Source organism: Streptomyces sp. NPDC048659 (genome assembly GCF_040650575.1).
Taxonomy (GTDB): Bacteria; Actinomycetota; Actinomycetes; order Streptomycetales; family Streptomycetaceae; genus Streptomyces.
In genome coordinates this window covers 35,175-46,717 of the sequence record NZ_JBEZHM010000031.1, presented here as the reverse complement: position 1 = coordinate 46,717, position 11,543 = coordinate 35,175, and the positions used below count along the sequence as shown (strand labels likewise).

General features: G+C 74.4%; 8 protein-coding genes, 1 tRNA gene and 1 pseudogene. 7 read left to right on the top strand and 3 right to left on the bottom strand.

The window, feature by feature from the left end; all coding sequences use genetic code 11:
* Window positions 1-625 (bottom strand): annotated as a pseudogene (locus AB0C99_RS23095) (hypothetical protein); the annotation flags it as partial.
* Here AB0C99_RS23095 and AB0C99_RS23090 point away from each other — a divergent pair.
* The 5 genes from AB0C99_RS23090 to AB0C99_RS23070 all read left to right on the top strand — a co-directional run bounded on the left by AB0C99_RS23090 (window position 594) and on the right by AB0C99_RS23070 (window position 6,999).
* Window positions 594-2,489: an SPFH domain-containing protein gene (locus tag AB0C99_RS23090; RefSeq protein WP_362478006.1), complete on the top strand. Its 1,896-nt coding sequence runs from the start codon at window positions 594-596 to the stop codon at window positions 2,487-2,489. The pseudogene AB0C99_RS23095 and the gene AB0C99_RS23090 sit on opposite strands and share 32 nt — an antisense overlap.
* A 131-nt stretch (window positions 2,490-2,620) precedes the next feature.
* Window positions 2,621-3,211: a lytic polysaccharide monooxygenase auxiliary activity family 9 protein gene (locus AB0C99_RS23085; protein WP_362478004.1), complete on the top strand. Its 591-nt coding sequence runs from the start codon at window positions 2,621-2,623 to the stop codon at window positions 3,209-3,211.
* 26 nt (window positions 3,212-3,237) lie between these two features.
* Window positions 3,238-4,896 carry an AMP-binding protein gene (locus AB0C99_RS23080; protein WP_362478002.1) on the top strand — a complete coding sequence of 553 codons (1,659 nt, stop codon included), beginning with the start codon at window positions 3,238-3,240 and terminating at the stop codon, window positions 4,894-4,896.
* Between the two features lie 208 nt (window positions 4,897-5,104).
* A complete protein-coding gene (locus tag AB0C99_RS23075) occupies window positions 5,105-6,406 on the top strand; it encodes a sensor histidine kinase (protein WP_362477999.1) in 1,302 nt (433 codons plus the stop codon).
* Window positions 6,346-6,999: a response regulator transcription factor gene (locus AB0C99_RS23070; protein WP_362477997.1), complete on the top strand. Its 654-nt coding sequence runs from the start codon at window positions 6,346-6,348 to the stop codon at window positions 6,997-6,999. The genes AB0C99_RS23075 and AB0C99_RS23070 overlap by 61 nt, the downstream gene beginning before the upstream one ends.
* 80 nt (window positions 7,000-7,079) lie before the next feature.
* Here the strand turns inward: AB0C99_RS23070 and AB0C99_RS23065 are convergent.
* Both AB0C99_RS23065 and AB0C99_RS23060 read right to left on the bottom strand, forming a co-directional pair.
* Window positions 7,080-7,153, bottom strand: a tRNA-Lys gene (locus tag AB0C99_RS23065).
* Window positions 7,154-7,252: 99 nt separating this feature from the next.
* Window positions 7,253-8,011, bottom strand: a complete 759-nt coding sequence (locus tag AB0C99_RS23060) for an IclR family transcriptional regulator C-terminal domain-containing protein (protein WP_362477995.1) — start codon at window positions 8,009-8,011, stop codon at window positions 7,253-7,255.
* Between the two features lie 425 nt (window positions 8,012-8,436).
* Between AB0C99_RS23060 and AB0C99_RS23055 the strand changes: the two genes are divergently transcribed.
* Window positions 8,437-9,552 (top strand): LLM class flavin-dependent oxidoreductase, encoded by a 1,116-nt coding sequence (locus AB0C99_RS23055; RefSeq protein WP_362477993.1) that lies wholly within the window; start codon window positions 8,437-8,439, stop codon window positions 9,550-9,552.
* Window positions 9,553-9,808: 256 nt separating this feature from the next.
* Window positions 9,809-11,527: a glycosyl hydrolase family 18 protein gene (locus AB0C99_RS23050; protein WP_362477990.1), complete on the top strand. Its 1,719-nt coding sequence runs from the start codon at window positions 9,809-9,811 to the stop codon at window positions 11,525-11,527.
* Window positions 11,528-11,543 lie beyond the last annotated feature (16 nt).

Below are 11,543 nucleotides of genomic sequence, written 5' to 3'. Positions count from 1 at the left end.
TGGCGGGCTTCACGGCCCCGGTGGGGCCGGTGGTCTCGGCGGGTTCGCCGTCCGGCGCGGGCCTGGCGGGCTTCACGGCCCCGGTGGGGCCGGTGGCTTCGACGGGCTCGCCGTCCGGCGTGGGGCCGACGGCCCAGACGGCGCCGGGGACTTCGGAGGCAGCGGCGGCGCCCGCGTCGGAGGCGGCCGGCTCCGTGCCTTCGGCGGGTCCGGCGGCCCAGACAGGGCTGACCCCCTCGATGTCCGCGCCCGGCGCGGCGGCACCGGGGGCCCAGACACCCCAGGCGGGGCTGATGGCCTCGGCGGCCTCGGTCGGCACCGGGGGCCCGGTGACCCGGACGGGGCTCGCCGCGTCGGTGCCCGCGACGGGCCCGGCGGGGCAACGTGCCCCGGTAGCTCCGGTGGGCGCCCCCGGCGCGGGCGCCCAAGCGCCTCGGGCCGAGCGGGCCGCCTCGGCGCCGCCCTCGACCGGCGCGGTAGATGCGGCGGCTTCTGGCGTTCCGGCGGCCTCGGCGGGCCAGGCGACTCGTACGGAGCCGGCGGCCTCGGCGCCCGCGACCGGCGCGATGGGCCCGAGGGCCCGGGCGGCTTCGATGGCGCCGACCACTCCGGCGGGGCCGGCCACCCCGCAGGTCCCCCCGGCCGGGACGGCCCCGACCACTCCGGCGGCCCGGGCACCCCAGCCGCTGGCCGCGCCGACGGACGCGCCCGCCTCGGCGCCCCGGGCTACCCCGGTGGCCTCGTCGGGTCTGACGACTCCGCCCGCGCTGGCGTCCCAGCCTGCCCCGGCGGACGCGCCCGGCCGGCCGCCGCACGCCGCCCCGGCGCCCCGCGCCACCCAGCCCGTCCCGGCGGACACACCCGCCCGGCCGCCGCACGCCGCCCCGGCGCCCCGCGCCACCCCGGTGGCCCCGGTGGGCCTGACGGCCCCAACCGCCCCCACGCCCCCGGCCGCCCCGGCGGCCCCCGCGCCCCCGGCGGATCCGACCCCCACCCCCGCGCAACCGCGCAGCGAGGGCGAAGGCGACGGCAAGGCCACCCCGGCCACCCCCGCGCCCCCGGCGTCTCCGACCCCCACCCCCGCGCAACCGCGCAGCGAGGGCGAGGGCGAGGGCGAAGGCAAGCCCACCCCCGCGCAACCGCGCAGCGACGGCGAAGGCGACGGCAAGGCCACCCCGGCCACCCCCCCACCCCCCGTCCGCCTCGACCGCACATCCCTCCGCAACCCCCGCCAAGCCCCGGGCGGCGCCCCCGCCGGAAAGCCGCCCGCCCCCGACACCGGAGTCGACTTCGGGTGGATCGCCGGGGCGCAGGTCAAGGGGATCGCCGTGCCCGTCGCCGCCTCGCCCGCCGTGGCCCCGCGGCCTCCCGTGACGCGGCGGCGCAACGTCATCGGGGCCGAGACCACCGGGTCCATCCCCGTGCACCTGCTGTTCCGCGAGGAGGCGGACGGGGCCGACGACGGGGGCCCCGCGACCGTTCCCGTACCCAAGCCGAAGGCGCCCGCGCACAAGCCCGCCCCGCGGGGCGCGGCGGCGGTCCCCGCGCCCGCCCGGACGCCCGCGCGGCCCGCCCCGACCGCCGACCCCCAGCTCGTGGAGCGGCCGGGTCCGGTGCTGCCGGGCTGGGTCGGCGTGGCCGGCGGCGCCCTCGCGCTCGCGGGGTGCGCGGCCCTGGTGTGGTGGACGGGGGCCGTCCCCGAGGAGGCCGCGCGGATGCTGCGGCTGCCCTCACGCCCGTACCACGGGATCCACCTCGGCCAGTGGGGCCTGCTGGCCCTCGGCGTGCTCCTCACGCTCTTCTTCCTCGGCGGCCTCGGCCGCGGCCGGGTCGGCTACGCCCTGGTCCTGACCCTGTTCGGCGACTACCGGGGGACCGTCCGCCGCACCGGACTGCTCTGGGTGAGCCCGCTGCTGCTGCGCCGCCGCGTCGACGTGCGGCTGCGGCACTGGCGCAGCGAGCCGCTGCCCGCCGTCGACGCGAAGGGCACGGCGCTGGACGTCGTCGTCCTCGTCGTGTGGCGGATCCGGGACACGGTCCGCGCCGCCCTCGGCGTGGCCCGGCACGAGGAGTACCTGCGCGAGCAGGTCGAGGCGGCGATGGCCCGGGTGCTCAGCCAGCTCCCGGCCGACGCCTTCCACGAGGACGCGCCGACCCTCCGGGACGCGGAGGCGGTCGGCGAGGCGCTGACCCGGATGCTGTCGGCGGAGTGCGCCCCGGTCGGCATCGACGTCTTCTCGGCGCAGCCGACCCGGATCGAGTACGCCCCGGAGGTCGCCGCCGCGATGCGCCGCCGCCGGATCGCGGCGATCGACGCGAAGCACCGGGACAGCGTCCTGACCTCGGTCGTGGACGCGGTGGACGACGTGGTCCACCGGCTGACCTCCCGTGGTCTGGTCGAGCTCGACGACTACGAGCGCAAGGCGCTGGTGAAGGACCTGACGGTCGCGTTCTACACGGGCCGCACGGGCGCGGGGGAGGGCGCGTGACCCTCGCTCATTGGTATGGACATGCTCAACTTCCGGCCATACCTTGGTACTTGGTCTAGACCGGCATCAGTGTCACCGCACGCGTGCAGCACGACCCACAGAACTCCCCCACGTTCTCCTGGAGCGAAGCTATGCGCAAAAAGACAGGAGTGGCGGCCGTGGCGCTCGGCATCGCCGCCGCCTCCCTCTTCGCCACCACCAGTGCGAGCAGTCACGGCTACACCGACTCGCCGATCAGCCGCCAGAAACTCTGTGCCAACGGCACGGTGAAGAACTGCGGCGACATCCAGTGGGAGCCGCAGTCGGTCGAGGGGCTCAAGGGCTTCCCGGCCGCGGGCCCCGCCGACGGGAAGATCTGCGCGGGCGGGAACTCCCGCTTCTCGCAGCTCGACGACCCCCGCGGCGGCGCCTGGCCCACCACCAAGGTCACCGCGGGCCAGAGCTACACCTTCCGCTGGCAGTTCACGGCCCGCCACGCGACCACGGACTTCCGCTACTACGTCACCAAGAACGGCTGGACCGGGACCAAGGCCCTGACCAGGGCCGACCTCGACGCCCAGCCCTTCCTGGTGGTCCCGTACAACAGCCAGCAGCCGCCGGCCACCCTCTCGCACTCCGGGACCATCCCGGCGGGCAAGACCGGGCGCGGCGTCATCCTGGCCGTGTGGACGGTCGCCGACACCGGGAACGCCTTCTACGCGTGCTCGGACGTTCAGTTCTGACGTAGCGTCAGTTAGCATCCGCCCCCATGGGGACCGTCGCGGAGCTCGTACGACGCCAGTGGGACGACCAGCGGACCGGACTGAGGGACGAGCACACCACCCTCACCCACCACCAGGTCGCCGCCGGCGCCGCCGCGCGCGCGGCGCTGCTCACGGAGCTGATGCCCGACCGGCCGGGGTGTGAGCCGCACCTCGGCCTGCTGCTCGACAACACACCGGAGTACCCGCTCTGGCTCGGCGCGGCGGCCCTCGCGGGGGCCGCCGTCGCCGGGATCAACCCCACCCGGCGCGGCGCCGAACTCGCCCGGGACATCCGGCACACCGAGTGCCGGGTCCTGATCACCCGGCGCGCCCACCTCCCGCTCCTCGACGGGCTCGCCCTGCCCGGCCTGCGGATCCTGGTCACCGACACCGAGGCGTACGAGGCCCTCCTCGCCCCCTACACGGCCGCCACCCCGGACGACCTCGTCCCCCTCCGCCCCGTGCGCCCCGACAGCCGCCTCCTGCTCTCCTTCACCTCCGGCTCCACCGGCGCCCCCAAGGCGGCCGTCTGCTCCCAGGGCCGGCTCGCCGCCGCGGGCGGCTCGCTCGTCTCCCACTTCGGGATACGCGCCGAGGACACCCACTACATCTGCATGCCGATGTTCCACGGCAACGCGGTCATCGCCGACTGGGCCCCCGCGCTCGTCGCGGGCGCCGGGATCGCCCTGCGCGCCCGCTTCTCCGCCTCCCGCTTCCTCCCCGACGTCCGGGCCTTCGGCGCCACCTACTTCACGTACGTGGGCCGCGCCGTCCAGTACCTCCTCGCCACCCCCGAGACCCCGCACGACCGCGACCACGCCGTCCGGATCGGCTTCGGCACGGAGGCGGGCGCCGTCGACGCGGCCCGCTTCGAGGCGCGGTTCGGCGCCCGGCTCGTCGAGGGGTACGGCTCCTCCGAGGGCGGCGCCGCCATCCAGCGCACCCCCGGCACCCCGCCCGGCGCGATCGGCCGCGCCGCCCCCGCCGACGACCTGGCCGTGGTCGACCCGGAGACCCGCCGCGAATGCCCCCCGGCCCGCTTCTCCCCGGCCGGCGCCCTGCTCAACGCCGACGATGCCGTCGGCGAGCTGGTCAACCGGGGCCGCAACCCCTTCGAGGGCTACTGGCGCAACCCCGAGGCCCAGGCCGCCCGGCTCCGCGACGGCTGGTACTGGACCGGCGACCTCTTCTACCGCGACACGGACGGCTTCCTCTACTTCGCGGGCCGCACCGACGACCGACTCCGCGTCGACAGCGAGAACCTCGCCGCCGCCATGATCGAGAACATCCTGGCCCGCTGGGACCGGGCCGCCGGAGTCGCCGTGTACGCCGTCCCCGACCCGGCCGCCGGAGACCAGGTGATGGCCGCGCTCGCCCTGCGCCCCGGCGCCGCCTTCGACCCGGCCGCCTTCGCCGCCTTCCTGGCCGCCCAGCGGGACCTCGGCACCAAGATGCCGCCCCGCTACGTCCGGGTGGTCCCCGAACTCCCCCTCACCGCCACGAACAAGATCCACCGCGTGGCCCTCCGCCGCACCGCCCTGACCTCCCCCGACCCCACCTGGTGGCGCCCCACCCCGACCGCCCCGTACGAACCCCTGACCCCGGCCGCCCGCGAGACCCTGCGCGCCCAGTACGCGGCCCGGGGGCGGGAGTTCCCGGGCTGATACGCATCCGGCTGGTACGTATCCGGCTGGTACGTATCGGGCTGATGCGTATCCGGGCTGATGCGTATCCGGGCTGGTACGTATCCGGGCTGAGGCGCCACCGGAAAGCCCCGCCCCCGGCGCCCCGCCGAGGTAGCCCCAGCCCCACCCCCCGTACACCCCCCACACCCATGGCCCCGCCCCCGCGCCCCCGCCTACCGTGGCCGTCATGGAGCCCCGTACCCCCTGGCAGGCGCTGGCCCGGCCCCGGCGATTCGTGCTGACCGGCTGGCCCTGGCGGGCCGTCGGCTATCTCGCGTCCGGCGCCGTCCTCGGGGCGCTCGCCCTGCTCGTCCTCGTCCTGCTCGTCGGCTTCTCGCTCGTCCTGCTCGGGCTGCCGCTGCTGCTCCTCGCCGGGGTCGCCCTCGGCGGCCTGGAGCGCCGCCGGCTGCTGCTCCTGGACCGGGACCCGGCCGCCGACCCGCACCGGGTCCCCGACACACCGGGCCTGGCCGCCTGGCTCCGGGTCCGGGCGCGCGAGCAGGCCACCTGGCGGGAGCTCGGGTACGCGGTGCTGCTCGCCACCGTGCTCTGGCCGCTCGACCTGATCGCGCTCGCCGTCGGCCTCGGCCTGCCCGCCGCGCTGCTCGGCGCCCCCGTCCAGCTCGCCGCGTCCGGCGGCGAGGAGGCGAAGGTGGTCAAGGCGTTCCTCGTCACCTCCTACCCGCAGGCGGGCGCCGCCGCCCTGCTCGGCCTCGTCCTGCTGCCGCTCCTGCTCTACCCGCTCACCGCCCTCGCCGGGGCCCGCGCCGCCCTCGCCCGCGCCCTGCTCGCCCCGCGCGAGGCCGAGCTGCGGGACCGGATCGGCGAGGTCACCGCCTCCCGCGCCCGGCTCGCCGCCGCCTTCGAGGCCGAGCGGCGCCGGATCGAACGGGACCTCCACGACGGCGCCCAGCAACGCCTCGTCGCCCTCACCATGACCCTCGGCCTCGCCCGCTACGACGCCCCGCCGGGCCCGCTCGCCGAGCAGCTCGCCAAGGCGCACGCGGAGGCAGGGCAGGTCCTGACCGAGCTGCGCGAGCTGATCCACGGCATCCACCCGCAGGTCCTCGCCGACTACGGGCTCACCGAGGCCCTCGCGGACGCGGCCGACCGCTCGCCGGTCCCGGTCGACGTCCGCGCCGACGCCCTCCCGCGCCTGCCCGCCCCGGTCGAGAGCGCCGCCTACTTCGCCGCCCGCGAGGCCCTCGCCAACCTCGCCCGGCACAGCGGCGCCACCCGCTCCCGGCTCACCGCCCACCACACGGACGGGCGGCTCCGGCTCACCGTCGAGGACGACGGGCGCGGCGGGGCCGATCCGGCCCGGGGGAGCGGGCTGACCGGGCTCGGCGACCGGCTCGCGGTGCTCGATGGCACACTTTCGCTGACCAGCCCGCCCGGCGGGCCGACCGTGCTACGAGTGGAGATCCCGTGCGGCGTTCGCTCCGCGTCGTCCTCGCCGAGGACGGCGTCCTCCTCCGCGAGGGACTGATCGGGCTGCTGGCCCGCTTCGGCCACGAGGTGGTCGCGGCGGTCGGCGACGCCACCGCCCTGCGCGCCGCCGTCGCCGCGCACGACCCGGACATCGTGGTGACCGACGTACGGATGCCCCCGGACTTCCAGGACGAGGGGCTGCGCGCGGCGGTCGCCCTGCGCGCCGAGCGCCCGGGGCTGCCGGTGCTGGTGCTCAGCCAGTACGTGCAGCGCAGCTACGCCGCCGACCTCCTCGACGCGGGGGACGGCACCGGTGTCGGCTATCTGCTCAAGGACCGGGTCGGCCAGGTCGAGGAGTTCCTGGACGCGCTGGTCCGGGTCGCGGACGGCGGCACGGTCGTCGACCCGGAGGTCGTACGGCAGCTGCTGCGCCGGCACCGCGACCCGCTGGCGGCGCTGACCCCGCGCGAGCGGGAGGTCCTGGGCCTGGTCGCGGAGGGGCACTCCAACGGGGCGATCGCCCGCCGGCTGGTCGTCACGGAGGCGGCGGTCGGCAAGCACATCGGCAACATCCTGGCCAAGCTGGAGCTGCCGCCCGCCGAGGACACCCACCGCCGGGTCCTCGCGGTCCTCGCCTACCTGCGGGCGTGAGGCGGGGCGGCGGGCCCGCGCGGGGCTCCTGGGCAAAGAAGAAAGGCCCCTCGCTTTCGCGAGGGGCCTTTCTCTGTCGGTGCGCCGCCAGGGACTCGAACCCCGGACCCGCTGATTAAGAGTCAGCTGCTCTAACCAACTGAGCTAGCGGCGCTTGCTGACAGAGAAAATACTACCTGGTCCCGAGGGGTGCTCCCGACCACGGCCGGAGCACTCCCCGGGCAGCCCGTCGGGCGGCCGGCCGGGGCGCCGGTCAGATCGCCAGCGACAGCACCACCGGCGCGGCCCGCCGGTTCAGCGTGTCGGCCGCCGAGCGCAGCCGGTGCGCGTGCTCGATCGGCAGTGAGAGCGCGAGGCAGCCCATGGTCGAGCCCGCCGTCAGCGGCACGGCGGCGCAGACCGTGCCCACCGCGTACTCCTGGAGGTCGAGCACCGGGACGGTCGGCGGCTGGCTGTCCAGCTTGGAGAACAGCACCTTCTCGTTGGTGATCGTCCGGGAGGTCAGCCGGGCGATCTTGTGCCGGGAGAGGTGGTCGCGGCGCCCGTTCTGGTCGAGCTGGGTCAGCAGGCACTTGCCGACGGCGCTCGCGTGGGCGGCGGAGCGGAAGTCCACCCACTCGTTGACCTTCGGGGTGCGCGGGCCGTCGGCGAACTGGGTGATCTTCACCTCGCCGTCGATGTACCGGCTGATGTAGACGGCGGCGCCGACCGAGTCGCGCAGCTCGGTCAGGGTCTCCTGGAGCTTGAGCTCCAGGGCCTCGCGGCGGGTCATGCCGGAGCCGAGGAGGACCAGGGAGTCGCCGATGACGTAGGCGCCGTCGGAGACCTGCTCCACGTATCCCTCGCGCCTGAGCATCAGGAGCAGGGACGCCAGATGGGCGACGGGCAGGCCGGTCTCCCGTGCGATCTGCACGTCCGACACGCCGCCGCCGTGCCGTGAGACCGTCTCCAGCACGCGCAGCGCGTATTGCACCGAGTGGAACGGCGCGGTGGGCTCGGGCTTCAGCGCCACGGTTTCCCCCTACCAGGTTGTGACCGCTAGCTTCCGTACCACGATAGCCGCCAAGGGCCCGGTACGGGGCGGCTGTTGGCGAGATTGATGCGGTGCTTGGGCGCCATACGCTGGGGCGCATCACTCTGGCATATGCCAGAGTCACAGCCCTGGGGGAGAAACTGAGGTCAGGACGGTGCGGGAAGGTTCCCGCACGGGCGTTCGGACCGTTCCGGACATGAAGATTTTTTCGGACCGGGGCCCCGGTGGGGGCCCTGATGAGCCCCGCGAGAGCGCTCCGGGGGCGTCCGGGGCGGGTGTCGAGGGGCGTACGAGGTCACAGGGGATCCCGGGACGACGGAAGTCGGCCATGGCCGGAATAACCGGAGACACCCTCCTGTTGTCCCTCCCCGTACAGACGACCCCGCGCAGAAAGGCCGCCCACGGTGAGCGACGCGATTCGAGGAGAGGCGCGGGGCACCGCGCCCGTACCGCTGTCCGTACTGGATCTCGTCACCGTCGGCAGCGGGCGCACCGCGAGCCAGGCGCTGGCGACCAGCGTGGAGATCAGCCGGCTCGCGGAGCGGCGCGGCTACCACCGGCACTGGGTGGCCGAGCACCACTCGATGCCGGGTGTCGCCTCCTCCTCGCCCGCCGTGATCCTGGCCCACCTGGCCGCCCACACCCGCCGCATCCGGCTCGGCTCCGGCGGCGTGATGCTGCCCAACCACGCCCCGCTGGTGATCGCCGAGCAGTTCGGCACCCTGGAGGCGCTGGCCCCGGGCCGGGTCGACCTCGGGCTGGGCCGCGCGCCCGGCACCGACGGCGCCACGGCGGCGGCGCTGCGGCGGAGCGACCGGCTCAACGAGGGCGCATTGGGGTCTCCCCTGCTCGAGCGAAGCCGAGAGCTTGGGGATGACTTCCCGCAGCAGCTCAGCGAGCTGGTGCGGTTCCTCGACGACGACTTCCCGGACGGGCACCCGTACGCCCGCATCCACGCCGTACCCGGGCCGGTGCAGGGGCCGAAGGGGCGCCCGCCGGTCTGGCTGCTGGGCTCCTCCGGCTTCAGCGCGCGGCTGGCCGGGGCGCTCGGGCTGCCCTTCGCCTTCGCCCACCACTTCTCGGCGCACAACACCATCCCCGCGCTCGACCTCTACCGGGACTCCTTCCGGCCCTCGGCGGTGCTCGACGCGCCGTACGCGCTGATCGGGGTGGCCGCGCTCGCCGCCGACGACCCGAAGGAGGCCCGCCGGCAGGTGCTGACCGGGGCGCTGTCGATGCTGCGGCTGCGTACCGGGCGGCCGGGGCTCATCCCGACGCCGGAGGAGGCGGAGGCGTACGACTTCAGCGCGCCCGAGCGGGAGTTCGTCGACTCCTGGCTGGGGAACGTCGTGCACGGCACGGCGGACGAGGTGCGCGAGGGGCTCGACGGGCTGCGGAAGCGGACCGGCGCGGACGAGCTGATGATCACCGCCAACGCCCACGGCGGGGACGCGCGGGTGCGCAGCTACGAGCTGATCGCGGACGCGTACGGGCTCCCGGAGCTGTCGACGGGAGAGTAAAACCTGGAGACCTTACGGCCGTTGGTTCCGTTCCGAACGACCGGACGGTCGATCCCTAAGTGAACCTTAAACCGCTCGTCACATGTGGTGGCGAGCGGTTCCGTTTTGTGCTGCGGGCTTCCCGGACGTCGCTGACGAGGGCTTTCACGCGCCAATTGGTCTAGTCCTCAATCTGGTTCAGACCATTGACGCGCTGTTCATACGCCGGATATCACTGCTCCAACTTCCGTACCGCCATCCCACCCGGAGGCCGCACGTGCACCCCCGCAGAACAGTGATCGCAGCACTTCTCAGCTCCGCCCTCGCCGCCGGCGCCCTCGCCGCCACCGTCGGCCTCGGTTCCGCACAGGCCGCCGCAGGCGCCGCCTCCGCTCCGTCGACGGGCGGCGTGAAGATCGCCTACTACGACCAGTGGAGCGTGTACGGAAACGCGTTCTACCCCAAGCACCTGGACACCCGCGGCATCGCGGCCAAGCTGGACATCATCAACTACTCGTTCGGGAACATCCACCCGACCGACCTCACCTGTTTCCAGGCCAACAAGGCCGCGGGCGACGACAACAACCCCAACGCCGGTGACGGCGCGGGCGACTCGTACGCGGACTACCAGAAGTCCTTCTCGGCCGCGGACAGCGTCGACGGCGTGGCCGACAAGTGGGACCAGCCGATCGTGGGCGTCTTCAACCAGTTCAAGGAACTGAAGGCGAAGCACCCCAACCTGAAGATCAACATCTCGCTGGGCGGCTGGACCTACTCCAAGTACTTCTCGGACGCGGCCAAGACCGACGCGAGCCGCAAGAAGCTGGTCGCCTCCTGCATCAAGCAGTACATCCAGGGCGACCTCCCGGTGGAGGGCGGCTTCGGCGGCCCCGGCACCGCGGCCGGCATCTTCGACGGCATCGACATCGACTGGGAGTACCCGGGCTCGGACGGCGGCCACCTCGGCAACCACTACGCCCCCGAGGACAAGCAGAACTTCACCCTCCTGCTCGCCGAGTTCCGCAAGCAGCTCGACGCGTACGGCACCGCCAACGGCGGCAAGAAGTACCTGCTGACCGCCGCCCTGCCGGCCGGCCAGGACAAGATCAAGTACATCGAGACGGACAAGATCGGCGCGTACCTCGACTACGCGAACATCATGACGTACGACATGCACGGCGCCTGGGACGGCGACGGGCCGACGTACCACCAGTCCCCGCTGTACTCCGGTACGAACGACCCGACCGACGCGATCAAGCCGGGCACCGAGAAGTACTCGATCGACAACGCCATCGACTCCTGGATCGACGGCAAGCCCGCCTACGGCATCACCGGCGGCTTCCCCGCCAACAAGCTGACCCTGGGCTACGAGTTCTACTACCGCGGCTGGAAGGGCGTGCCCGCCGGCACCACCAACGGCCTCGCCCAGCCCGCCACCGGCGGCTCCGGCGCCCGTCCGCTGAGCCAGCAGCCGGGCATCGCGCACTACAAGGAGCTCGGCGGCATCGTCGACAACCCGGCCACGACCTTCTGGGACGACCAGGCCAAGTCCGCGTACTTCTACAAGGACGGCGAGTTCTTCACCGGCCTCGACCAGCGCACCATCCAGGCCCGTGCCGACTACGCCCACCAGCGCGGTCTCGCCGGCGCGATGATGTACTCGCTGCTCGGCCTCGACGCGAACGCCACGCTCTTCAACCAGATCGTGACGGCCGTCGGCTCCTCGCCGACCACCCCGACGACGCCGCCCACGACGCCGCCGACCACCCCGCCCACGACCCCGCCGACGACGCCCCCGACCACCCCGCCCACCACGCCTCCGACGACGCCGCCGACCGGCTGCACCGCCCCGGCGTACGTGGCCGGCACCGTCTACACCGGCGGCTCGACCGTCTCCCACAAGGGCCGCAAGTGGCTCGCCCAGTGGTGGACGCAGAACGAGGAGCCGGGCACGACCGGCGACTGGGGCGTCTGGAAGGACCAGGGCGCCTGCTAGGGCCCGCCTGAGTCAC

What these genes read in the sequence shown, in the direction of transcription:
- AB0C99_RS23090 (WP_362478006.1), top strand. Translation starts at nt 594, where the DNA reads ATGGCGCCGACCACTCCGGCGGGGCCGGCCACCCCGCAGGTCCCCCCG.
- AB0C99_RS23085 (WP_362478004.1), top strand. Translation starts at nt 2,621, where the DNA reads ATGCGCAAAAAGACAGGAGTGGCGGCCGTGGCGCTCGGCATCGCCGCC.
- AB0C99_RS23080 (WP_362478002.1), top strand. Translation starts at nt 3,238, where the DNA reads ATGGGGACCGTCGCGGAGCTCGTACGACGCCAGTGGGACGACCAGCGG.
- AB0C99_RS23075 (WP_362477999.1), top strand. Translation starts at nt 5,105, where the DNA reads ATGGAGCCCCGTACCCCCTGGCAGGCGCTGGCCCGGCCCCGGCGATTC.